General features: G+C 65.8%; 22 protein-coding genes. 8 read left to right on the forward strand and 14 right to left on the reverse strand.

The features are described from left to right. Positions 1–22 precede the first annotated feature (22 nt). Entirely contained in the window at positions 23–1309 is a 1287-nt protein-coding gene (locus ACEN9P_RS10865; protein ID WP_495622166.1) for a solute carrier family 23 protein, read from the forward strand. Positions 1310–1379: 70 nt separating this feature from the next. Here the strand turns inward: ACEN9P_RS10865 and ACEN9P_RS10870 are convergent, their stop codons facing one another. From ACEN9P_RS10870 to ACEN9P_RS10880, 3 genes are all read right to left on the reverse strand, one after another. Then, positions 1380–2531: an ABC transporter substrate-binding protein gene (locus tag ACEN9P_RS10870; protein WP_477713966.1), complete on the reverse strand. Its 1152-nt coding sequence runs from the start codon at positions 2529–2531 to the stop codon at positions 1380–1382. A 204-nt stretch (positions 2532–2735) separates the two neighbouring features. Beyond that, a complete protein-coding gene (locus tag ACEN9P_RS10875) occupies positions 2736–3074 on the reverse strand; it encodes a hypothetical protein (RefSeq protein ID WP_477662628.1) in 339 nt (112 codons plus the stop codon). A gap of 165 nt (positions 3075–3239) precedes the next feature. Next, a complete protein-coding gene (locus ACEN9P_RS10880; RefSeq protein WP_495621950.1) occupies positions 3240–4532 on the reverse strand; it encodes an AsmA family protein in 1293 nt (430 codons plus the stop codon). 122 nt (positions 4533–4654) lie between these two features. Here ACEN9P_RS10880 and ACEN9P_RS10885 point away from each other — a divergent pair, with 122 nt between their 5' ends. The 4 genes from ACEN9P_RS10885 to ACEN9P_RS10900 all read left to right on the forward strand — a co-directional run bounded on the left by ACEN9P_RS10885 (position 4655) and on the right by ACEN9P_RS10900 (position 7913). After that, positions 4655–5077 carry a hotdog fold thioesterase gene (locus ACEN9P_RS10885; RefSeq protein ID WP_477662630.1) on the forward strand — a complete coding sequence of 141 codons (423 nt, stop codon included), beginning with the start codon at positions 4655–4657 and terminating at the stop codon, positions 5075–5077. A 286-nt stretch (positions 5078–5363) separates the two neighbouring features. Next, positions 5364–6476, forward strand: coding sequence for an ABC transporter substrate-binding protein (locus ACEN9P_RS10890; protein ID WP_495621951.1), 1113 nt, complete (start codon positions 5364–5366; stop codon positions 6474–6476). Between the two features lie 62 nt (positions 6477–6538). Next, complete coding sequence (locus ACEN9P_RS10895) at positions 6539–6856, forward strand: hypothetical protein (protein WP_495621952.1); 318 nt, start codon at positions 6539–6541, stop codon at positions 6854–6856. A gap of 112 nt (positions 6857–6968) precedes the next feature. After that, positions 6969–7913 (forward strand): CysB family HTH-type transcriptional regulator, encoded by a 945-nt coding sequence (locus tag ACEN9P_RS10900; protein WP_074578479.1) that lies wholly within the window; start codon positions 6969–6971, stop codon positions 7911–7913. Positions 7914–8015: 102 nt separating this feature from the next. On the opposite strand, the gene ACEN9P_RS10905 is transcribed toward ACEN9P_RS10900, so the two are convergent. After that, positions 8016–8582, reverse strand: coding sequence for a cob(I)yrinic acid a,c-diamide adenosyltransferase (locus ACEN9P_RS10905; RefSeq protein WP_495621953.1), 567 nt, complete (start codon positions 8580–8582; stop codon positions 8016–8018). A 207-nt stretch (positions 8583–8789) separates the two neighbouring features. Here ACEN9P_RS10905 and ACEN9P_RS10910 point away from each other — a divergent pair, with 207 nt between their 5' ends. Together ACEN9P_RS10910 and ACEN9P_RS10915 are read left to right on the forward strand one after the other, a co-directional pair. Then, positions 8790–9185, forward strand: a complete 396-nt coding sequence (locus ACEN9P_RS10910; RefSeq protein WP_495621954.1) for an EF-hand domain-containing protein — start codon at positions 8790–8792, stop codon at positions 9183–9185. Positions 9186–9330: 145 nt separating this feature from the next. Continuing rightward, the gene (locus ACEN9P_RS10915) at positions 9331–10755 is read left to right on the forward strand and encodes an FAD-binding oxidoreductase (RefSeq protein WP_495621955.1); all 1425 of its coding nucleotides are present in this window, start codon (positions 9331–9333) and stop codon (positions 10753–10755) included. 12 nt (positions 10756–10767) lie between these two features. On the opposite strand, the gene ACEN9P_RS10920 is transcribed toward ACEN9P_RS10915, so the two are convergent. From ACEN9P_RS10920 to ACEN9P_RS10965, 10 genes are all read right to left on the reverse strand, one after another. Continuing rightward, positions 10768–12648, reverse strand: coding sequence for a sensor histidine kinase (locus tag ACEN9P_RS10920; RefSeq protein ID WP_495621956.1), 1881 nt, complete (start codon positions 12646–12648; stop codon positions 10768–10770). 215 nt (positions 12649–12863) lie between these two features. Then, positions 12864–13802 carry a ParB/RepB/Spo0J family partition protein gene (locus ACEN9P_RS10925; protein ID WP_495621957.1) on the reverse strand — a complete coding sequence of 313 codons (939 nt, stop codon included), beginning with the start codon at positions 13800–13802 and terminating at the stop codon, positions 12864–12866. Between the two features lie 48 nt (positions 13803–13850). Beyond that, positions 13851–15131 carry a serine hydrolase domain-containing protein gene (locus ACEN9P_RS10930; RefSeq protein ID WP_495621958.1) on the reverse strand — a complete coding sequence of 427 codons (1281 nt, stop codon included), beginning with the start codon at positions 15129–15131 and terminating at the stop codon, positions 13851–13853. A 50-nt stretch (positions 15132–15181) separates the two neighbouring features. Beyond that, positions 15182–15748, reverse strand: a complete 567-nt coding sequence (locus ACEN9P_RS10935; protein ID WP_495621959.1) for an RBBP9/YdeN family alpha/beta hydrolase — start codon at positions 15746–15748, stop codon at positions 15182–15184. Between the two features lie 75 nt (positions 15749–15823). Beyond that, positions 15824–16594, reverse strand: a complete 771-nt coding sequence (locus ACEN9P_RS10940; RefSeq protein WP_495621960.1) for a ParA family protein — start codon at positions 16592–16594, stop codon at positions 15824–15826. A gap of 49 nt (positions 16595–16643) precedes the next feature. Further along, positions 16644–17270 carry a LysE family transporter gene (locus ACEN9P_RS10945; RefSeq protein WP_495621961.1) on the reverse strand — a complete coding sequence of 209 codons (627 nt, stop codon included), beginning with the start codon at positions 17268–17270 and terminating at the stop codon, positions 16644–16646. 175 nt (positions 17271–17445) lie between these two features. Further along, entirely contained in the window at positions 17446–18105 is a 660-nt protein-coding gene (gene rsmG / locus ACEN9P_RS10950; protein ID WP_495621962.1) for a 16S rRNA (guanine(527)-N(7))-methyltransferase RsmG, read from the reverse strand. After that, entirely contained in the window at positions 18105–20090 is a 1986-nt protein-coding gene (mnmG, locus tag ACEN9P_RS10955) for a tRNA uridine-5-carboxymethylaminomethyl(34) synthesis enzyme MnmG (protein ID WP_477662644.1), read from the reverse strand. The genes rsmG and mnmG overlap by 1 nt, the downstream gene beginning before the upstream one ends. Positions 20091–20125: 35 nt before the next feature. After that, a complete protein-coding gene (locus ACEN9P_RS10960; protein ID WP_495621963.1) occupies positions 20126–20620 on the reverse strand; it encodes a type II toxin-antitoxin system VapC family toxin in 495 nt (164 codons plus the stop codon). Next, entirely contained in the window at positions 20614–20859 is a 246-nt protein-coding gene (locus tag ACEN9P_RS10965; protein ID WP_495621964.1) for a type II toxin-antitoxin system Phd/YefM family antitoxin, read from the reverse strand. The genes ACEN9P_RS10960 and ACEN9P_RS10965 overlap by 7 nt, the downstream gene beginning before the upstream one ends. 100 nt (positions 20860–20959) lie before the next feature. Between ACEN9P_RS10965 and ACEN9P_RS10970 the strand changes: the two genes are divergently transcribed. Continuing rightward, a complete protein-coding gene (locus ACEN9P_RS10970) occupies positions 20960–21550 on the forward strand; it encodes an NADPH-dependent FMN reductase (protein WP_495621965.1) in 591 nt (196 codons plus the stop codon). The last annotated feature ends 28 nt before the right edge of the window (positions 21551–21578 follow it).

Here is a 21578-nt window from a genome sequence, read left to right on the forward strand (position 1 = left end):
ACTTTTATATTGAGGAGACATGATGGGAATGCTGGACTGGACGGAGAAAAGCAGCGCGGTACTGCAGCAAGGCGGGGTCATAGGCCCCGATGAACGCCTGCCCTGGCCACAGACCGCGGTCATGGGCGTGCAGCACGTGATCGCGATGTTCGGCGCCACGGTGCTGGCGCCCATCCTGATGGGCTTTGATCCCAACATCGCCATCCTGATGAGCGGCATAGGCACGCTGATCTTTTTCCTCGTCACCGGCGGCAAGGTGCCCAGCTACCTGGGCTCAAGCTTTGCCTTTATCGGCGTGGTGATTGCGGCCACGGCCTATGCCGGCAAGGGGCCCAACGCCAACCTGGGCGTGGCGCTGGGCGGCATCATCGCCTGCGGCGCGCTCTACACACTGATAGGCGTGGTGGTGCAGGCCATAGGCACGGGCTGGATAGAGCGTTTCATGCCGCCGGTGGTCACGGGCGCGGTGGTGGCGGTGATAGGCCTGAACCTGGCCGGCATCCCGGTCAAGAACATGGCGGCCGGCAATTTCGACGCGTGGATGCAGCTGGTGACTTTTGTCAGCGTGGCCCTGGTGGCGGTGATGACGCGCGGCATGGTGCAGCGCCTGCTGATCCTGGTCGGGCTGATCGTGGCCAGCGTGATTTATGCGGTGCTCACCAACGGCCTGGGCCTGGGCAAGCCGATAGACATTTCGGGCATCGCCAATGCGGCCTGGATAGGCCTGCCGGGCTTTACCACGCCGGTGTTCAACGCCAGCGCCATGCTGCTGATCGCGCCGGTGGCCATCATCCTGGTAGCCGAAAACCTGGGCCACATCAAGGCGGTGACAGCCATGACCGGCAAGAACCTGGACGTCTACATGGGCCGGGCCTTTATCGGCGACGGCGTGGCCACCATGGTCTCGGGCGTCGCGGGCGGCACGGGCGTGACGACTTACGCGGAGAACATCGGCGTGATGGCCGCGACCAAGATCTACTCGACGGCCGTCTTTGTGGTGGCGGCACTGATCGCCGTGCTGCTGGGCTTCAGCCCCAAGTTCGGCGCGCTGATCCAGGCCATCCCGCTGCCGGTGATGGGCGGCGTGAGCATCGTGGTGTTCGGCCTGATCGCCGTGGCAGGCGCCAAGATCTGGGTCGACAACAAGGTCGACTTCTCGGACAACAAGAACCTGATCGTCGCGGCCATCACCCTGGTGCTGGGCACCGGCGACTTCACGCTGCGTTTCGGCCAGTTCGCGCTGGGCGGCATAGGCACGGCCACCTTCGGCGCCATCCTGCTGTACGCGCTGCTCAACCGCAAACACTGAGTCGGCCCCCACAAAAAAGCCCCGGCGGGTGCATCACCCGCCGGGGCTTTTTAACTTGCGGCCTGGCCGTTTAACCGATAAAGCGGCCGCCGGCGCCCAGCACGCCGAGCTCCACAAACTTCGAGCCCGCAAACGGCGGCGCGGCGTAGTCGACGCTGAAACCGCCGAGGTCGAACTTCTGCAGGCCGGCCAGCGCGTTGCGCAGCTTGGCGCGCGTCAGCTCGCGGCCGGCGCGCTCCAGGCCCTCGGCCATGACGAGGGTATTGATGTAGCTCTCAAAGCTGACGGGCGAGAACTCCTGCTGGCCGATGGCGCGCATGGCGGCCTGGTAGTCGCGCACCACCTGCAGCTTGGCGCGGTACGGGTCGGGGAAGACCATGGTCAGCGCCAGGCCGGAACCGGCCGCGCCCAGTGCCTTGATGCCGTCGCCCGACAGCGTGACGCTCAGGCCCGCGATCGGCAGCATGGGCGACGCCTTCTTGAGCGCGCTGATCAGGCCGACGGACACCGAGCCCGCGGTGCCCAGCAGCACGGCGCCGGGTTTGCCCGCGACGACCTGGTTCACGACCTCGGTGAGGTTTTTGCCGTCCACGGCGAGCGCCGCCTGCGTCGCGGCCTTGACGCCCTGCGCCTGCAGCGCGCGGCCGACGTCGACCAGCACTTCCTTGCCGTAGTCGTTGTCCAGGTAGACGACGGCCAGGTCCTTGATGCCCATGCTCACGATACGCTGCACCAGGCGCTGGGTTTCGTCGGTATAGCTGGCGCGAACATGGAACACGTTGCGCATGCCGGGCTTGCGCAGCGAGGAAGCGCCCGAACGCGGGCCGACGTAAGGCAGGTTGGATTCTTCAATCAGCGGCACGATGGCCGTGTTGTTGGGCGTGCCGACGCAGGACATCAGCGCAAAAATGCTGCCGTCGCCGATCATCTTCTTGACGTTGTCGGCGCTGCGCTGCGGCACGTAGGCATCGTCCATCATCTGGAACTGCAGCACCCGGCCGTTCACGCCGCCCTTGGCGTTGATCTGGCCCATGGCGGCGTCCACGCCTTGTTTGAGTTCTGCGCCGACACCGGCCAGCGGGCCGCTGGTCGCACCCGTGCAGCCTATGGTGACGGCCTTGGCGGTCAGGCCGTCCTGGGCATAGGCATTGCGGATAAAAGCAGGGGCGGCGGCAAGGGCAGCCATTTGAGGGGCAAGCGAAAGGAAGCGGCGGCGAAACATCGCGAAGAATCTCCAAGGGGGCGGCCGTGAAGCCGGAAGAACAAGGCCGTGCGGCCTTGGGGGTGAACAACTGGCCACCGCCCGGCGCAAAAGCGCGAGCCGGCAGCGTGAGCACCGGAGTGTAATGGATTCTAGGTAATAACCCTGATAAACCGTTCAACAACGGGGGCGATCAGGGACAGGCCGCGTGGGCCGCCGCCTTACTTATTTGGCCTGAGCTTGCCCTGTCGCCTTGGCCAGGGCGGCCTTGGTGGCCCTGAGTTCGCGCTCCAGGTCGGCGCGCTCGTCGATTTGCTGCTCCAGCACCTCGTTGACCTGGGCCAGGTCTTCGGCGGACTCCTGGATGCGGGTTTCCAGGGCATCGGTTTTTTCCAGCGCCTGGGCGACATCGCCGCTTTGCACATGCGGCGGGATTTCCTGTTTGAGCACCGTGTTGATCACCAGCAGTTCGGCGGCCGACTGTTCCACGGTGTCTTTCACGGACTCGTTCTGGTCAAGCGCGCGTTCCAGGGGCGTGGGTACGGCGGAGAGCGGCTGAGGCATGTCAGGGGCCTTGGTGGGAGGGGCAAGATCGTTGCCGGTGGTGAGCCCATGCAAAAGCAAGGACTTACAAACGGCGCGCGGGATTCGCGGACGATTTTACGCGCTTGCCGCCTGCGGGGGCTGGCAAAGGCTTTGGGCGAGGCGGGGTATCCGCTCCGCGGCTTCTCAGCGGGCTTTGGTGGCAGGTTTGGCCGGTGGCGCGGACGCGGGCGACGCCGGCCCGGGGCTGAAAATTTTTCCCAGCGTGGCCCCTATGCGCGCGCCTATGGCCGTGCCCACGCCCGGCAGCACGGCCGTGCCGACCACCGCGCCCGCGATGGCGCTGTTGGGCACCGAGAATTTGACGTTGTCGAGCGGGCCGCTGACGCTGAGCGGGACGCCGACAATGCCGTCCACCAGGTCGACGGCGAACTCGGCCTCGATCTGGCGGTTGGCGACCTTGGCCTGGCCCGAGGCGCTCAATGAGCCCGAGGTCGCCTTGAGATCTGTATAGGTGACCACCATGCCCTGCGGTGTGTTCTGCGTCTCGAGCTGGCCGGTGACGGAGTCCAGCGGCGTCTGGCCGGCGTGCTCCCTGCCGGCGCTGCGCACGGCCTTGTCCAGGTCAAAGCGCAGCAGGGTGGACTTGCCGATGCTGAAGGGCGTGCGCGTGTGCAGCGAGCGCGCGAGCTCGCCCATCGTGTCGCCGTTGGCCGAGAGCGTGGTCTCGCCCGAGGCCTTGCCCGCGATGACGGAGCGGCGGTTGAACGCCGCCATCATGGTCTCGACTTCCACGCCCTGCGGCTGCAATGTGCCCTCCAGGTGCATGCGGCCATTGGCACGAAAGTCCAGCCTGACTTCGCCGTTGGCCGTGCCCCCGCCCACATGGATGCGCGCGGCCCAGCGATCCTCCTGGCCCTGGCGCGCCAGGCTCAGGTCGGTGGCGGGCTTGAAACCGGGCCGGCGCAGCTCGGCCTTGCGCGGGCGCCAGCCGGGATCGAAATCAACTTCGCCCTCGTAGACCACCGCGATGCCGCGCCGCGAAACCCAGGTCAGGTCGCGAAACACGAACCGCGCGAGCGGCAGCTCTTCGGCCGCCGTCTCTTCCTTCTCGCGCCCGCTGCCCAGGCCGTGCAGCGAGAGCTGGGGCACCACGGCGCCTTCCAGGTCGGCCCGGTCTATCTTGACGCGGCGCTGCGCCAGCGCGAATACGTCGGGATAGGCGGTGAGTTTTTTAATCAGTATGGGCTGGGCTTGCTCGGTCGCGACATCTTCGATGACCACGGCGGGCGAAGGCAGCAGCCGCCAGTGCAGCGCGCCCACGCGCACCTTGGTGCCCAGCCGGGCCTCCAGTTCGATGGAAGCGCGGCGCGCCAGCTCTTCGTCGGACGGCAGCCAGCGCAGCAGCGCAAGCCAGGCGGCACCCAGCAGCACGGCCGTAATGCCCAGGCCCATCAGCCACTTGTTCGCGCGTGTCATCAAATCATGTCCCTCATGCAGGCCAGCTTAGGCCTTGGCGCCGCTGTTGCCGAGGCGACAAGTGGCCCACCTGCTGTAGGCCGCAAGCTTATAGTCCTGATAGCCGAGAAAGCCCCATCACCATGCGTATCTGGAAACAACCCATCTCCGTCGCACTGCTCACCGCCGCCAACGCCGACAGCGCGGTGACGCACCTGGGCATAGAGTTCCTGGAGGTCGGCGACGACTTCATACGCGCGCGGGTGCCGGTGGACCGCCGCACGGTGCAACCCTATGGCCTGTTGCACGGCGGCGTGTCGGTGGTGCTGGCCGAAACCCTGGGTTCCTGCGGCGCGGCCTTCGCGGCACCGGCGGGCCATCGCGCCGTGGGGCTGGACATCAATGCCAACCACCTCAAGGGCACGACCAGCGGCTGGGTCACGGGCACCACGCGCCCGGTGCACATAGGCCGCAGCACCCAGGTCTGGCAGATAGACCTGCACAACGACGCGGGCGAGCTGACCTGCGTCTCACGCATCACCATGGCGATGCTGCAGCCGGGCTGAAGCGGCCGGCTTACGAATAGCAACGAATTGCCCGCGCCGGGCAAGCGCCCCGGCGCTTGCCAATGGCTGCCCTTCATGGCCGGCGGACGGGCAGGCGCCTGCGGCTTTCGCGGCAGCTTGCTCACCCACGCGGAGTGAGGCGGCAAGCCGCTTCCAGCCGCATTCACCCAGACCAGCGCCAGCATTGGCGCCATATTTTTTTCGTCTGGAAAAGCCGTTTCTATCGTATTTGATCTTATGAGTATTCGTCCCTATCGTTCGGCGACATAAGGCGCAAAGGTAACAAATGGACACGAAAACACTTCTAAGATGCGCGGCGGCGCTGCTGGCGGCCGCCCTGTGCGGCACGGGACACGCACAAATCCTGATCGGCCAGACGGCCGGGTTCACCGGCCCCGTGGCCGCGGGCGTCAAGGAGACAACCGACGGGGCCCGCCTGTGGCTGGATGCGGTGAACGCCAAGGGCGGTATCGCGGGCCAGCAACTGGAGCTGGTGTCCATGGACGACAAGTTCGACCCCAAGCTCGCCGCCGAGAACGCGCAAAAGCTGGCCGAGCGCGGCGCCGTCGCCCTGTTCCTCACGCGCGGCACGCCGCCCACCGAAGCCGTGCTGCCCGTGCTGCAGGCCAACCGCATGCCGCTGGTGGGGCCCTCCACCGGCGCGATGGTCTTCCACCAGCCGGTGCAGCGCTATGTCTTCAATGTGCGCGCGACCTACCAGCGCGAGGCCCAGAAAGCCATTGAGCACCTGAATACGCTGGGGATCACGCGCATCGCCCTGGTCCATGCGGACGACTCCTTCGGCCGTGACGGCCTGGAAGGGGCCAACAAGGGCTTTGCCCAGGCCAAGTTGAAACCCACGCATGTCCTGAAAGCCGACCGCAGCAAGCCCGACTACAGCCAGCTCGTGCCGCCCATCCTGGCCAGCGATGCGCAGGCCGTGCTGTGGATAGGCTCGGCCAATGCCGTGGCTGAGGGGGTGAAGGCCCTTCGCGCCGCCAAATCGTCGGTGCGCGTGGTCACCCTGTCGAACAACGCATCACAGGGCTTCGTCAAGGCGCTGGGGGAGTATTCACGCGGCGTCATCGTCACGCAGGTCTACCCGTCCGAGCGCTCCTACGCCTACACCATGGTGCAGGAAGCCACCGAGCTCGCCAAGGCCAAAAAAATCATGCTGTCGCCCGCCATCCTCGAAGGTTATGCCGCCGCCAAGGTGCTGGTGGAAGGCCTGCGGCGCGCCGGCAAAAACCCCACGCGCGAGACGCTGCAAGCAGCGCTGGAAGGCATGAAGCGCTACGACCTGGGCGGGCTGGAGGTGAGTTTCGGCCCCGACGACCACACGGGCCTGGACTTTGCCGACCTCTCCATCGTGGACCTTGAAGGCCGCTTCGTGCGCTGATGGCGGGCCTTCCGTTTTGATGACCTCCGCCGCACCGGATCCATCCACAAGGAGAAACCGCCATGGCCTGGAAAAAGTCGCTGCACGGCTGGCTGCACGAAAGCGTCGCCGCGGCAGGCAAACCGCAGCACCTGGAGGCGCTGCGGCTTCAGCTCCACGAAGCGCTGCAGTGCTGCGAGGGGCCCATGTGCGAACGCATGCGCTGGCGCATAGACGCCGCATGCACCGCGCAGCACCTGTGGCTGTTGCGGGGGGAAATATTCCAGCTTGTCTCGCGCCAGTTCTGCCAGGAAGAGGCCGCGCGGCGCATCAACGCCCTGCTGCCCGCCTTCTCCGGCCGGTTGCCGGAGCGCATGCTGGCGAGGGTCCGGGGCTCTTAGGATGTTTTGGTGATTTAGAACGAACTAATCAGTAGTTCCTCAAATAAGGGCGCCTGCCCACAATCCGGTGTTTGCCCTTCTTCAACACCGTGCGCCCCGCGCCTTCGCCACCATGAATTTCCAGCAGCTGCGTTCCATGCGCGAGGCCGTGCGATGCAATTTCAACCTGACCGATGTGGCCAATGCCCTGCACACCTCGCAGCCGGGCGTCAGCCGGCAGATCCGCGAACTCGAGGAAGAGCTGGGCATTGAACTCTTCGTGCGTGCCGGCAAACGCCTGACGGGGCTGACCGAGCCGGGCGCCCATGTGCTGCCCATCATCGAACGCCTGCTGCTGGAGAGCAGCAACCTGAAAAAAGCCGGCCAGGAATTCATGGCCCAGCAAAGCGGCCTGCTGTCGATTGCCGCCACGCATTCCCAGGCGCGCTATGCGCTGCCGCATGCGGTGCAGGAGTTCCGCAGCCAGTTCCCCAACGTGAAACTGCACCTGCACCAGGGCTCGCCCAAGCAGGTGGCCGACATGCTGGTGTCGGGCGAGGTCGACGTGGGCATCGCCACCGAGGCGCTCAACGACTACCCCGAACTCGTCGCCCTGCCCTGCTACCGCTGGACGCATTCGGTCATCGTGCCGCCCGGCCACCCGCTGCTGGACGGCCCGCTTACGCTGGAGAGCCTGGCGCGCTTTGCGCTGATCACCTACGACACCGGCTTCACCGGCCGCTCGCACATCGACGGCGCTTTCACCCAGCGCGGCCTGGCGCCCAACATCGTGCTGACGGCCATGGACGCCGACGTGATCAAGACCTATGTGGAACTGGGCATGGGCGTGGGCATCGTCGCGTCCATCGCCTACGAAGCCGAGCGCGACACCGCCCTGCGCGCGCTGGACGCGGGCGCGCTGTTTGGCATCAACCTGACCAAACTCGCGGTGCGCCGCGGCAGTTACCTGCGCGGTTACGTCTATGCCTTTATCGAGTCCTTCGCGCCTACGCTGACGCGCGCCGTGGTCGAGAAAACCTTGAGCGAAGAGCCGGGCGCGGCGAGCTACGACATCTAGCGCCCGCTCGTCTGTTCGGGCTGAGCATCGAAGCCTCCTCCTCTGTTCAGTGCCTGACGGGCGGCATCTCAAGGATGCGGCACGCGGGCGTCAATAGCCGCGCTATTCGCTTGCCGCGCGCGCCATGCGCTCGCTCTTCCAATACACATCGTCGCCGCCATTCATGCGGTTGAGCACGCGCGACAGCACAAACAGCAGGTCGCTCAGGCGGTTGAGGTACTGGCGCGGCGCATCCTTCAAGGGCTCGGCCGCGCCCAGCGCCACCACGGCGCGTTCGGCGCGGCGCGCCACGGTGCGGCACACATGGGCCAGCGAGGCGGCGCGCGAGCCGGCCGGCAGAATGAACTCGGCCAGGCGCGGCAGCTTCGCGTTGTGTTCGGCCAGCGCCTCATCGAGCAGCGCCACGGCCTCGGGCTTGAGCAGCTCAAAGCCCGGGATGGACAGCTCGCCGCCCAGGTTGAAGAGCTGGTGCTGCACCTCCACCAGCAGCTCGCGCACGCCGGGCGGCAGCTCTTCGCACAGCAGCACGCCGATGTGCGAATTCAGCTCGTCGACGTCGCCCATGGCATGGACGCGCAGGCTGTCCTTGGACACGCGCGTGTTGTCGCCCAGGCCGGTGGTGCCGTTGTCGCCGGTGCGGGTTGCGATCTGTGAAAGTCTGTTGGCCATGGTGCGAAGGCGCGGTGAGCGCGATGAGGAAAAGTCAATGAAGCAAAGGGACTAATAAGAGACCCAAGCGGCAAGCGTTACGCGAGGCAAAAAAATGTGTCGTCCTAGGACATCATGTCAGTGAGGCAACACCCTGAAAAACTGCTGGCCGCGAGGCGCCGGCTGGGTTGCAATGGCGGCTTGTTCACTCTTTGAAAGACTCCTCGCATGACCCTGCACACGACGGCAACGTCCCCCGTAAAACATTCAAAACATTCTATTCCCGGCTTTGAGTTGCGCAGCGTGCTGCTGGTGGCCGCATTGGCCGCGGGCGCTGCCGGCGCCGCGCGGGCCCAGACCGCCCCGCCTTCACCGGCCAGCCCCGGCAGCCCGCCGTCCCAGGTGGCGCCCTCGGCCAACCAGGGCGCCGTGCCGCAAAACCGCACCACCCCCAAGGACGTCGAGGCGGCTTTCAACCGCGCTGATGCCAACAAGGACGGCAAACTGGACCGCCAGGAGGCCGAGCACCTGCCGGCCGTGGCACAGCGTTTCGAGCAGATCGACACCAACCACGACTCCTTTATCTCGCTGGCCGAGCTCACCAAGGCCGCCATGGGCTCCTGATCCCTCGCGGGGTGACCATCGCCCCGCTTTCATGCCACTCTCCCGCGGCCACGGCCGCGGGTCTCCGGGCCGCCCTGGCGGAAAATGGCGAAATAGCGGAAAGGGCACACACGTCGTAAACTGTGCCACCGACCCGGAGACCCCCATGAACGCCCCCCTTCCCCAGCACCTGCTTCCCGAAATCCACCAGCGCGAAACGCCGGCGGCGCTGATAGACGCGCTCAAGGCCCGCTTTGCCGAGCGCTGCTCCACCGCCCTGGTGGTGCGCGAGCAGCACGGCCGTGATGAATCCTCCTTCGCCGCGCCGCCGCCCTCGGCCGTGGTGTTCGCCGAAAGCACGCAGGACGTGGCCGATGCGGTCAAACTGGCCGGCCAGTACAACGTGCCCGTGATCCCCTTCGGCGTGGGCACTTCGCTGGAAGGCCATCTGCTGGCCGTGCAGGGCGGCATCAGCATCGACGTGAGCCGCATGAACAAGGTCTTGTCCATCAACGCCGAAGACCTGACCGTCACCGTGCAGCCGGGCGTGACGCGCAAGCAGCTTAACGAAGAAGTCAAAAGCACCGGCCTCTTCTTCCCCATAGACCCGGGCGCCGACGCGACCCTGGGCGGCATGAGCGCCACGCGCGCCAGCGGAACGAATGCCGTGCGCTACGGCACCATGCGCGAGAACGTGCTGGCGCTGGAAGTCGTCACCGCCGACGGCAGCGTCATACGCACCGGCACGCGCGCCAAAAAATCCTCGGCCGGCTACGACCTGACCCGCCTCATGGTGGGCAGCGAAGGCACGCTGGGCGTGATCACCGAAGTCACCGTGAGGCTTTACCCGCTGCCCGAAGCCATTTCGGCCGCAGTCTGCTCCTTCCCGAGCATTGAGGCCGCCGTGCGCACCACGATTGAAGTGATACAGCTGGGCGTGCCGATCGCGCGCGTGGAGCTGATAGACCACAACACGGTGCGCATGGTGAACACGCACTCCAAGCTCACGCTGCGCGAGGAGCCCATGCTGCTGATGGAGTTCCACGGCACGCCCAGCAGCGTGAAGGAACAGGCCGAGCTGGTGCAGGAACTCGCCAGCGGCCACGGCGGCAATGCCTTTGAATGGGCCAGCACGCCGGAGGAGCGCACGCGCCTCTGGACGGCGCGGCACAACGCCTATTTCGCGGCCATCCAGTCGCGGCCCGGCTGCCGCGCGATTTCGACCGACACCTGCGTGCCGATCTCGCGCCTGGCCGATTGCCTGCTGGAGTCGGTGGCCGAGGTCGACGCCAGCGGTATCCCCTACTTCCTGGTGGGCCACGTTGGCGACGGCAACTTCCACTTCGGCTACCTGATTGACCCGACCATCCCCAAGGAGCGTGAAGTGGCCGAGGCGCTGAACCACAAGCTGGTGGCACGTGCGCTGGCGCTGGAAGGCACTTGCACCGGCGAGCACGGCGTGGGCCTGCACAAGATGGACTTCCTGGTGACCGAAACCGGCGACGGCGCAGTCGACATGATGCGCACCATCAAGCGCGCACTGGACCCGAAGAACATCATGAACCCGGGCAAGATTTTTTCGCTGTCCTGAAGCCGCATCGCCTCAGGCCCCGGCCTGAGAGCCGGGATCGCCGAGCGTGAAGAAAAACGTGGCGCCCCGGCCGGGCTCCGAATGCGCCCACACCCTCCCCCGGTGCCGCGCCACCACGGCGTGGACAATCGCCAGGCCCGTGCCCAGGCCGGGGAATTCGTCCGCCGCGTGCAGCCGCTGGAAGGGCATGAAGAGCTTGTCGGCATAAGCCATGTCAAAGCCCACGCCGTTGTCCCGGATCCACCACATCGGCGCGCCGGATTCATCCCGGCCGCAGCCGACTTCTATCTCCGAAACGTCGCGGGTGGCGCTGAACTTCCAGGCATTGCCGACCACATGCCAGACCACCACCGCCAGCAGGCTGCGGTCGGCGTGCGCGGGCCGCGTGGGCCCGGCAAACAGCCTCAGCCGCCGGCCCGGCTCCTGCTCGCGCAGCTGCTCGACCATGGCCTTCACCAGCCCGCTGACATCCACCGTCTGTATCCACAGGCTTCTGCTGGAGACACGTTCCAGTTCCAGCAAGGCGTCGGCGCAGGCGTCCACCTGCCGGGTGGCGCGCAGGATGCGCTGCATGAGCTTGCGGCCTTGCGCGTCCTTGGTTTCAAGCAGCCGGCGGTCCAGCAGTTCGCCGAAGCTGCCCAGGGAGATCAGGGGCTGCCGGAGGTCATGGGCCAGCAGGCTCATGAAGGTGTTCAGGCGCTCGTTGGTGGCGTTGAGCTCGGCGGCGCGCTCGTGCACACGCTGCTCCAAGTGTTTGTTGAGCGCGGAAATCTCCGCGCGCGCCAGGATGTTGCGGCTCATCTCCCGCCTGACCGATGCCATCAGCACGACAAACACCGCCACCGCCAGGCCTATGGTCACGAGGAGCGACACCAGCATGGTGGTGCGGCCCTTTTCCAGGGGGCCGGCCTGCTCGCCCCGCAGCGACTGTTGTGCGGTTTCAAGCTCGCGCCCCAGCCGGGAGAGCTCCGCGAACAACACCACGCTGGCGAAGGAGTCGCCCGCATCGCCGTAGCCGGCCGGCAGCGGCGCGCCCGGTGAGGCCGACAGCGCGTCGGCCGTCACACGCTGCGCGCGCGCCAGCGAGGCTTTGAGCGCCGCGACACGCTGCTGCTGGCCGGCCGCCATCTGGTCCGCGTGCCCGGTGAAGGCCACCACCGAGCGGTAGGTGTAGCTGGCCGACGCGACCAGGACCACCAGCGTGCCGGCCATGGCGAGCACCACCTTGACCTCCAGCGGGGAGAGTTCGGTTTCCATGCTGCTGAGCGAGGTGTCACGGGCGTGCGCGGCGGCCACGGCAAGCCCCAGGGCGGTGAAGGCCAGCGCGGTGTTGACCGCCACGGGCGGCAACCAGACGTCGGTGACCAGCTCGCTGGCATGCCAGAGGTAGCCCAGCAGGCTGACCGCGCCTATGCTGGCGACCTGGCCGCCGCACACATAGGCCAGCCAGCCCGCGTAGCGGCAGCGCACAAAGCCCAGCCCTATGCCCAGCATGAAGAATGTCCAGGCGCTGAAGGGCGACATGCGGCCGGGGGCCAGGTTGTAGGCATTGGCCCCGTCGCGAAACAGCAGCTCATCGATCCCCAGGTCCGCCGCGAACAGGTATTCAAACAGCGTGGCCGCGCCTATGGCGCTGACGGCGGCGGCCAGGGCGTAGCCCCAGTAACGCATTCTTTTTTCATGGCGGCGCAAACCCACGAGCAGGGCCGCGGCGCACAGGCACAGGCCAACGGCCGTGTTGGGTTTCATCTGGACGGCGCCCGGTATCAGGCTTTTCAGGATGTCCAATTGCAGCACCCAGCCCAGCAGCGCCACGACACCCATGGCCATGGCCAAGCCCGCGGCAACCAGAACGGTATGCCTTCTGATGTGGCTCAGATTAAAGGTGCGCATGGCGGACCCCATTGCTTCTTCGCCGGCGCGGCCAACTCCGGAGGGATGTCCGAAAACCTGGCCGCGCCCTTGACCCCCAAAGACTAGCACTTTATTACTCAGTGATGTAGAGCAATTAACACTATTTGGGTATGTCTTTGGCGTCGAAGCGGAAAAGAAAAAGCCCCCTCTGGAGGGGGCCGCGGCACAGCGTGAAAAGGCCTTGCCCGGGCCGGCTATTTGTTGCCGCGCAGCCGCTCGATGAGCCCGTTGAGTTCGTCCATGGAGGCGAACTGTATGGCCACCTCGCCCATGTCCTCGCGCCTGCCGTTGCGCTTGACCTGTTTCTTGACGCGCACTTCCACGTCGGCCATCAGCAGGTCGGCCAGTTCCTCTTCCACGCGGCGGGTGTCGCGCGATTTTTCCTTGGCGGCTTTTTGCGGCTTGAGCGAGAACTCGGCGCTCAGTTTCTTGACCAGGCTCTCGGCCTCGCGCACCGACATCTTCTTGGCCGAGATCTGGTTGGCCGCGGTGATCTGCGCGGCGCGGTCCAGGCCCAGCAGCGCGCGCGCATGGCCCATGTCCAGGTCGCCGGCCATCAGCATGGTCTGCACCGGGTCGGCCAGGTTGAGCAAACGCAGCAGGTTGGAGGCGGCGCTGCGCGAGCGGCCCACGGCCTGCGCGGCGAGCTCGTGCGTGAGGCCGAATTCCTTGACCAGGCGCTGCAGGCCGTGCGCCTCTTCAAGCGGGTTGAGGTCTTCGCGCTGGATGTTTTCAATCAGCGACATGGCGGCGGCCGACTCGTCGGGCACGTCGCGCACCAGCACCGGCACGCTGTCCAGGCCGGCCAGCCTGGCCGCGCGGAAGCGCCGCTCGCCGGCGATGATTTCATACTTGCCGTCGTTGGCGCCGGAGGTCAGGCGCCGCACCAGGATGGGCTGCATGATGCCCTGGACCTTGATGGATTCGGCCAGCTCGTAGAGCGCGCCCTCGTCCATGCGGGTGCGCGGCTGGTACTGGCCGGCGACCATGTCCTCCAGCCGCAGCGAGGCCGGCAGGCCCGGGCTGTTCGCCGTGCTGCTGGCGTTCTCGGCGTCGGTGGCGCTCTCGCTGACCTTGGGGCCCAGCAATGCTTCCAGCCCGCGGCCCAGGCCTTTGGGTTTTTTGGTGACCATGGTTTTCTATTCCTTCAATCCGTCAATGTTGTGATGTATGGCGCAGTGTTATTGGGGCGTGAGGCTGCCGCCGAGGGACTGCAGCACGCCGCGCCACAGGGCGTCGCGCTCTTCGTAAGGTTGCGCATCCTGCTTGCCGCTGGCCTGCTCCCAGGCCGAGGTCAGCACCAGCACGATGCCGGTAGAGGGCTGCACATAGACCGTCTGGCCGTGGATGCCCTGCATGGCAAAGGTGCGGGCCCTCATCGGCAAGAGCCAGAACTGGTAGCCGTAGCCAAAGTAGGGCGTGGCCGTGCGCGGCTTGAAGGCCGACGGCTGGCGCGTCGCGTCGGTGGCGTCCAGCAAATAGTCCAGCGGCAGGACCTGCAGCGCGCCGGGCTTGCCGGTGGTTTTGTCAATCGCGCGGCCGTCATTGGCCAGCAGCTGGCCCAGGCGCGCCCAGTCGCGCAGGCTGGCGTTGAAGGCCCCATGGGCTTGCTCCTGCCCGTCGACCGAGACACGCCAGAAGGCGTCGTGCTCGGCGCCCATGGGTTTCCAGATCCACTCGGTGGTGAGCTCGGACATGTTCTTGCCGGTGGCGGCCGCCACCACGCGGCCCAGCACATCGGTCTCTGCGCTGGCATAGACAAACTTCTCGCCGGGCGGCGAATGCCGGTCGGTGATGGACTTGAGCACGTCCACCGGCTTGCCCGCACCGGGCGCACCGGCGCCGGCGCGCGAGAGGCGCGCGATGTCGTCCTTGCCGTCGTAGCGCTCGGTGAAGGTGAGGCCCGAGCTCATGCGCAGCAGCTGGCGAATCGTGGTGGCGCCGTAAGGGCTGCCGGCAAGCTCCTTGACGTATTTCTCGGCCGGGTCGTCGAGCGAGGCGATGAGCCCCAGCGAGAGCGCCTTGCCGACCAGCAGCGAGGTGACGCTCTTGGCCATGGAGAAGGACAGGAAGCGCGCGTCGTCCTTGCGGCCGTAGCGGTAGTGTTCGGCGACGATCTCGCCGTTTTTCAGTACCAGCAGGCCGGTGGCGCGCTGGCGGTCCAGGTAGTCGGCCAGCGTGTAGTTGGTGTTCTTGTAGCGGTAGTTGATGGACGCGGGGCTGGCCGCGCGCAGCAAGGGGCTGGCCTCAGCCGGGCGCGCCACCGCGCGGACCTGCACGCCGGCCACCTTGTCCATGGCCGACCAGGAGCCGATGCGGTAAGGATTGCTGTACCAGGTGCTGGCGTTGCCCAGCGGGTAGCCCTGCGATTTGCCAAGCAGCTCTTCGTCGGGCTCGGCATGCAGCGCGGTGCAGGCGAGCGAGGCGGCCAGGGCGGCCACAGCCAGTGCGGTGGACGCCAAGTGAGAACGAGAGCGGGCGAACAAGCGGGGCAAGGGCATGGGTTCTCTTGTCATGAATGGCTGTGTGGGAGAGAAGCAGGCAATGCTTGAAGGCGCTGCAATTTTTCAAAGGCCTCGGGCCAGTCGCCCAGGCCGCTGTCGGCATTGAGGTGGCCGCGCGGCCCGGCTTCAACAAGCTCGGCGCCCCAGGCCGCGGCGAACCGGCGGGCACGCTCGGGCGCGCAAAACGGGTCGTCGCCGCTGCAGAACACCACGGCGGGAAAAGGCAGCTTGCGCAGCGGCACGGGCGCCCAGCCCGGCAGCATCTGGCACACGTCCTCGCGCTCCACGTCGGGCGGCGCGACCAGCAGCGCGGCCTTGACGCGGTGGGTGTTGTGCGAATGCGAGGCCCAGGCGGCGGTGAGCATGCAGCCCAGGCTGTGCGCGACCAGCACGGCCGGCTCGTCGCAAGCCAGCAGCACCTCTTCAAGCCGCGCGCTCCAGTCGCCGCGCAGCGGCCGCATCCAGTCGTGCTGCTCGACCCGGGTATAGCCGTGCGCCTTCTCCCAGCGGCTTTGCCAGTGGCCGGGGCCGCTGTTTTGCCAGCCGGGGAGTATCAGGACATTGCGGGGGTTCATCGCTTGGTGGATCAGTTTGCTATAAATTCAGTAGCAACAGGAGGCCTGTTTACAGGCACTTCTGATGCGCCCGATTTACATCGCCTTGATGCGGTCGACCATCTCTTCGGCGAAGGTGATGAAAGCCTGCGCGCCCCTGGAGGAAGGATCGAACACCACGCCGGGCAGGCCGTAGCTGGGCGCTTCGGCCAGGCGCACATTGCGCGGGATCACGGTGTTGAAAACCTTGTCGGCGAAATGCTCCTTGAGCTGGTCGCTGACCTGCTGCTGCAGGGTGATGCGCGGGTCGAACATCACGCGCAGCAGGCCGATGATCTGCAAATCCTTGTTGAGGTTGGCGTGCACCTGCTTGATGGTGTTGACCAGGTCGGTCAGGCCTTCGAGCGCGAAGTACTCGCACTGCATGGGCACGATCACGCCGTGCGCGCAGCACAGGCCGTTGAGCGTCAGCATGCTGAGGGACGGCGGGCAGTCGATGAGCACGAAGTCGTACTGGCTGTCGACTTCGGCCAGCGCGAGCTTGAGGCGCTTTTCGCGGCGCTCGACATCGACCAGCTCAACCTCGGCGCCGGCCAGTTCGCGGTTCGCGCCCAGCACGTCGTAGCCGCATTTGTCGCTGCGCACCCGCGCCTCGGCCACCGAGGAGGATTCGAGCAGCACGTCGTACACCGTCATCTCGAGCTGGCGTTTGTCCACACCCGAACCCATGGTGGCATTGCCCTGCGGATCCAGGTCGATCATCAACACCCGCTGGCCGACTTTTGCCAGCCCCGCCGCCAGATTCACCGTGGTGGTGGTCTTGCCCACCCCGCCCTTTTGGTTGGCAACGCAGAATATTTTGGCCATGTGTGTTTTTAGTTTTTGTTCGGAAGAGGACGCGAAATGCGATGGCGGCTTATTTGGAGACCGCGAGCTTGAGGCCGAAGCCGATCAGGAAGATACCGGCCAGCTTGTTCAGCACCGCCGTGATTTTCGGGTTGGCGCGTATGCGCTCGGCCAGGTGGTAGGTGATCATCACCGAGCACAGGCCGTAGAGAAAGGTCAGGCCGGCAATCGTGGCCGCCATCACGGCAAAGGTCTTCAGGCCCTGGTGCTGGGCCGGGTCCACGAACAGCGGGAAGAAGGCCATGTAAAACACAATCGCCTTGGGGTTAAGCAAGGTTATCAGGGTGGCCTGCTGGAAGTAGTGGCGCGGCTTGATGTTCAGCAAGGGTGCATCGCCGGGTTTGGCCACCAGCATCTTGATGCCCAGCCAGGCCAGGTAAATGGCACCGGCCCACTGGACGATGTGAAAAGCCGTGGGATAAGCCGCCATGATGGCCGACACGCCGGCCACCGCCGCCCAGAGCAAGACCTGGTCGCCGGCGATCACGCCAAGGGTCGCGCCCAGGCCGCCCGCGATGCCGCCCTTGCTGGTCGAGGTGATCAGCGCGAGGTTGCCCGGGCCGGGAATCAGCAAAAACACAATGATGGCGACGACAAAAGCACCGTAGTCGGCGATGCCGACGAATGAGCCCAACATGGAGGTTCTCCAGAAAGTAGAGAAAAGAGAGAGAAACCGAGTTTACGACAGGGGTGTGCCGCCCCAATGCCAAATCAGCCGATCAGGGCGGATTCGGTGTTCGGGACGGTTTCTTTTTGTGCCCGAACAACGGACCGGGCGGGATCGCCCTCCCCCAACAACCGCCCAGCCGGGTTCAGGGAGCGGTCTTTTTCCGCATCCAGACAATGCAGCGCTCGGCATCCAGCCTAGGCACCTGCAGCTGTTCCACGTGAAACACCTCGGTGCCGACCGGCAAGGCCGCGATTTCCTCGGCCGGGTGTTTGCCTTTGAGGGCCATCCAGACACCTTTGGGCGCCAGGGCATTGACCGACCAATTGCTGAAATCAGCCAGCGAGGCAAAGGCCCGGGAGCAGATCACCTCAAATGGCGTGGCAATGGTTTCGACCCGGGCATGCAATCCCGAGAGATTGGGCAGCTTGAGCGCCAGCGCCGCCTGCTTGATAAAGGCGGCTTTTTTGGCGACCGTGTCCACGCAGGTCACGGCCACTTCCGGGCAGCAGATCGCAATCACCACTCCGGGCAGGCCGGCGCCGGAGCCCACGTCCAGCAATCTGGCGCCCTGCCCCAGCCCGGCTTTTTGCAGGTGGCGGCGCAGCGGAAGCACCGCGGCCAGGCTGTCCAGCAGGTGGTGGGTCAACATTTCCGCCGGGTCACGCACCGCCGTCAGGTTGTAGACCTTGGTCCATTTGCCAATCAGGTCCTGGTAATCCAGCAACTGGCCGACCTGGGTGTCGCCCAAATCCAGCTGCAGCGCCTTCAGGCCAGCGCGCAAATCCTGTTCACCGGCCCGCATCAGGCTTTGGCTTTTTCGTTGGCGGCGTCGGCTGCCTGCAGCGGAACCGTGTTTTTCCACAGATTCTTTTTCAGGTGCACCAGCAGCAGGGAGACGGTGGCCGGCGTGATGCCCGAGATGCGCGAGGCCATTCCCAGGGTTTCCGGCCTGTGCTTGGCCAGGGTCTGGCGCGCCTCAAAACTCAGGGCCGAAACCTGCAGGTAGTCCAGGTCGGCCGGCAGTTTGAGGTTTTCATAGTGAGCGGCGCGCTCGACCTCGGTCTTTTGCAGGTCTATGTAGCCGGCGTACTTGGCGGTGATTTCGATCTGCTCGATCACGCTTTTGGCCAGGTCATCGCTGGCCGCGGCTTCGGCCGCCAGTTCGGGGTTGGCGTACTTGCCCTCCTCCAGCGACATCAGCCCGGCATAGTTCACGTCGGGGCGGCGCAGCAGGTCCAGCAGGTTGTACTCCCGCTCAATCGACTTGCCCAGCACGCGCTCGGCCTCGGCCGCCGGCAGGTTGTTGGGGTTGACCCAGATCGCCCTGAGCCGGGCTGTTTCACGTGAAACCGTGTCGCGCTTGCGGTTGAAGGCGTCCCAGCGGGCGTCGTCGACCAGGCCCAGCTCCCGGCCTTTTTCGGTCAGGCGCATGTCGGCGTTGTCCTCGCGCAGCATCAGGCGGAACTCCGCCCGGCTGGTGAACATGCGGTAAGGCTCGGTCACGCCCTTGGTGATCAGGTCGTCGACCAGCACGCCCAAATAGGCTTCGTCACGCTTGGGCAGCCAGGCCTCTTTACCTTGGCATTGCAGCGCGGCGTTGATGCCGGCGAACAGGCCCTGGGCCGCCGCCTCTTCATAACCGGTGGTGCCATTGATCTGGCCGGCGAAGAACAGGCCGCCGATGGCCCGGGTTTCAAAGCTGGATTTGAGCGCTCGCGGATCGAAGTAGTCGTACTCGATGGCATAGCCGGGCCGCAGGATGTGGGCGTTTTCCATGCCGGCCATGGAGCGCACCAGGTCGTACTGGATGTCAAAAGGCAGGCTGGTCGAGATGCCGTTGGGGTAGATCTCGTGGGTGGTCAGGCCCTCAGGCTCCAGGAAAATCTGGTGGCTGTCCTTGTCGGCGAAGCGGTTGATCTTGTCTTCCACGCTGGGGCAGTAGCGCGGGCCGACGCCGTCTATCTTGCCGGTGAACATGGGGCTGCGGTCAAAACCGGAGCGGATGATCTCGTGGGTGCGCTCGTTGGTATGGGTGATCCAGCACGGCACCTGGCGCGGATGGGCGATGTGGCCGCCCATAAAACTGAACACCGGCACCGGCCCTTCGATGCCGCCGGGCATACCGTCCCCGGGCTGCTCTATGCATTTGCTGAAGTCAATCGTGCGGCCGTCTATGCGCGGGGGCGTGCCGGTCTTGAGCCGGCCCTGCGGCAGCTTGAGCTCCTTGAGCCGGCTGGACAGCGACACCGCCGGCGGGTCGCCCGCCCGGCCCGCCGAGTAATTGTTCAGGCCCACATGGATCTTGCCGTCCAGAAAAGTCCCGGCCGTCAGCACCACGGTGCGCGAGCGGAACTTGATGCCCACCTGGGTGACGGCGCCGACCACCCGGTCGCCCTCCACCATCAGGTCGTCGACCGCCTGCTGGAACAGCCAGAGATTGGGCTGGTTCTCCAGCCTGCGGCGAATCGCCGCCTTGTACAGAATGCGGTCGGCCTGGGCCCGGGTGGCGCGCACGGCCGGGCCCTTGGAGCTGTTCAGGATGCGGAACTGGATGCCGCCTTCGTCGGTGGCCAGCGCCATCGCACCGCCCAGGGCGTCCACTTCCTTGACCAGGTGGCCCTTGCCTATGCCGCCTATCGAAGGGTTGCAGCTCATCTGGCCCAGGGTCTCGATGTTGTGCGAGAGCAGCAGGGTCTTGCAGCCCATGCGGGCCGAAGCCAGGGCGGCCTCGGTGCCGGCATGGCCGCCGCCGACCACGATCACGTCAAATTCTTGGGGGTAAAACATATCCAACCTTCAGGCCTCTCGACCACTACTGACTATTAACTCTCGATCAATTCGGTGGCCAGGCCCATGCCGCGCGCCACCTGCGCCTGGCGCCTGTCCGCCGTGACGAACAGGTCCACCCGGCTGGCCAGCGCGCTGCCCACATGCAAGGCGTCCATGCCGCGCAAAGGGCCGCGCTCCATCGCGGCAAAGGCAAAGCGCTCGACATGCGCGTCCAACGGCACCAGCGTCATGTCGGCCACGTCGCGCTGCGCCGCCGCCCAGGCCCGGTCAAATTCAGGGGCCGGCAGGCTGCCGTCACGCCGGCGCCTGAGCAGCGCCGAGGCTACCTCGGTCTTGCAGTGCGCGGCCACCAGCAACTCACTGGCCGCCTCGAACAACATCAGCACCCGGTCACGCCCGGCTTCGCTGGCGTAGCGTTTGGTCAGCGCCGAGGCGTCGAACATCAGCCGCGCTTCGCCGTCGCGCGCCACCACCCGGGTGGCGGAAACAGCCTGCGGCGCATAAGCGGCTTGCGCCCTCTTCACCATGGCGATTCATTCCGTTCGTCCAGCACCGCCTGCGACAGCGACACGCCGGGCGGCAGGACCACGGGTTCAAACGGCTTTTTCCAGCTCGGAACCTTGGTGGCGTCTTCTTCGGCCTTCAAGGGCACAAGTTCAGCCACCGGCTTGCCGTGCCGGAGTATTCGGACGGTTTCACCCTGCTCCACCAGGTCGATCATGGCGGAGGCATTGGCGCGAAACTCGCTGAGTGGAATGGTATGCATTTTGTACAAAATTCAGTGTTTTGTACATTTTAGCGGGTTTGTGCTTGCAAGGCGCTTCGCACGCAGTTTTTCACCCTGCGGCCTGTGGTGAAATCGGCCGATGAACGCCCCCCAAAAACTCCTGATCTTCGCCGGCAGCACCCGCCGGAATTCCTACAACCGCAAGCTGGCCCATGTCGCGGCCGCCCTGGCGCGCGCCAGCGGCGCCGAAGTCACCCATATCGAACTGGCGGATTTCGACATCCCCATGTACAACGCCGACCTGGAGGCCCAGGCCACGCCGCCAGACGTCATGAAACTCAAGCAGATCATGTACGAGCACCCGGCCTGGATCATCTGCTCGCCCGAATACAACGGCAGCTACACCGCGCTGCTGAAAAACACCGTCGACTGGGTGTCCAGCCCCGTCAAGGGCGACCCGGCCTGGCACGAGGGTTTCAAGTCCTTTGCCGGCAAGGTGGTGGGCGTGCTCAGCGCCTCGCCCGGCGCACTGGGCGGCCTGCGTTCGCAAAGCCACCTGGTGCCGCTGCTGCTCAACGCGCAGTGCTGGGTCGCACCCAAGGCCTTTGCCCTGGGCCGCGCTGGCGACGCCTTTGATGCCGAGGGCCAACTGGTCAACGAAGCCAGCCTGCAGAACGTGCAGGCCGTGATCGACCAGGTGCTGTTCGCCTCGCAACGCCTCGCAGCATGATCACGCGCCCGGGCCGCTGGTTGTGCAG

It is taken from the genome of Polaromonas sp. Polasp52, assembly GCF_059491565.1.

Bases quoted from the DNA above. Each gene is read 5' to 3' on its own strand.
- ACEN9P_RS10865 (WP_495622166.1), top strand. From the start codon at position 23: ATGGGAATGCTGGACTGGACGGAGAAAAGCAGCGCGGTACTGCAGCAA.
- ACEN9P_RS10870 (WP_477713966.1), bottom strand. From the start codon at position 2,531: ATGTTTCGCCGCCGCTTCCTTTCGCTTGCCCCTCAAATGGCTGCCCTT.
- ACEN9P_RS10875 (WP_477662628.1), bottom strand. From the start codon at position 3,074: ATGCCTCAGCCGCTCTCCGCCGTACCCACGCCCCTGGAACGCGCGCTT.
- ACEN9P_RS10880 (WP_495621950.1), bottom strand. From the start codon at position 4,532: ATGACACGCGCGAACAAGTGGCTGATGGGCCTGGGCATTACGGCCGTG.
- ACEN9P_RS10885 (WP_477662630.1), top strand. From the start codon at position 4,655: ATGCGTATCTGGAAACAACCCATCTCCGTCGCACTGCTCACCGCCGCC.
- ACEN9P_RS10890 (WP_495621951.1), top strand. From the start codon at position 5,364: ATGGACACGAAAACACTTCTAAGATGCGCGGCGGCGCTGCTGGCGGCC.
- ACEN9P_RS10895 (WP_495621952.1), top strand. From the start codon at position 6,539: ATGGCCTGGAAAAAGTCGCTGCACGGCTGGCTGCACGAAAGCGTCGCC.
- ACEN9P_RS10900 (WP_074578479.1), top strand. From the start codon at position 6,969: ATGAATTTCCAGCAGCTGCGTTCCATGCGCGAGGCCGTGCGATGCAAT.
- ACEN9P_RS10905 (WP_495621953.1), bottom strand. From the start codon at position 8,582: ATGGCCAACAGACTTTCACAGATCGCAACCCGCACCGGCGACAACGGC.
- ACEN9P_RS10910 (WP_495621954.1), top strand. From the start codon at position 8,790: ATGACCCTGCACACGACGGCAACGTCCCCCGTAAAACATTCAAAACAT.
- ACEN9P_RS10915 (WP_495621955.1), top strand. From the start codon at position 9,331: ATGAACGCCCCCCTTCCCCAGCACCTGCTTCCCGAAATCCACCAGCGC.
- ACEN9P_RS10920 (WP_495621956.1), bottom strand. From the start codon at position 12,648: ATGCGCACCTTTAATCTGAGCCACATCAGAAGGCATACCGTTCTGGTT.
- ACEN9P_RS10925 (WP_495621957.1), bottom strand. From the start codon at position 13,802: ATGGTCACCAAAAAACCCAAAGGCCTGGGCCGCGGGCTGGAAGCATTG.
- ACEN9P_RS10935 (WP_495621959.1), bottom strand. From the start codon at position 15,748: ATGAACCCCCGCAATGTCCTGATACTCCCCGGCTGGCAAAACAGCGGC.
- ACEN9P_RS10940 (WP_495621960.1), bottom strand. From the start codon at position 16,594: ATGGCCAAAATATTCTGCGTTGCCAACCAAAAGGGCGGGGTGGGCAAG.
- ACEN9P_RS10945 (WP_495621961.1), bottom strand. From the start codon at position 17,270: ATGTTGGGCTCATTCGTCGGCATCGCCGACTACGGTGCTTTTGTCGTC.
- rsmG (WP_495621962.1), bottom strand. From the start codon at position 18,105: ATGCGGGCCGGTGAACAGGATTTGCGCGCTGGCCTGAAGGCGCTGCAG.
- mnmG (WP_477662644.1), bottom strand. From the start codon at position 20,090: ATGTTTTACCCCCAAGAATTTGACGTGATCGTGGTCGGCGGCGGCCAT.
- ACEN9P_RS10960 (WP_495621963.1), bottom strand. From the start codon at position 20,620: ATGGTGAAGAGGGCGCAAGCCGCTTATGCGCCGCAGGCTGTTTCCGCC.
- ACEN9P_RS10965 (WP_495621964.1), bottom strand. From the start codon at position 20,859: ATGCATACCATTCCACTCAGCGAGTTTCGCGCCAATGCCTCCGCCATG.
- ACEN9P_RS10970 (WP_495621965.1), top strand. From the start codon at position 20,960: ATGAACGCCCCCCAAAAACTCCTGATCTTCGCCGGCAGCACCCGCCGG.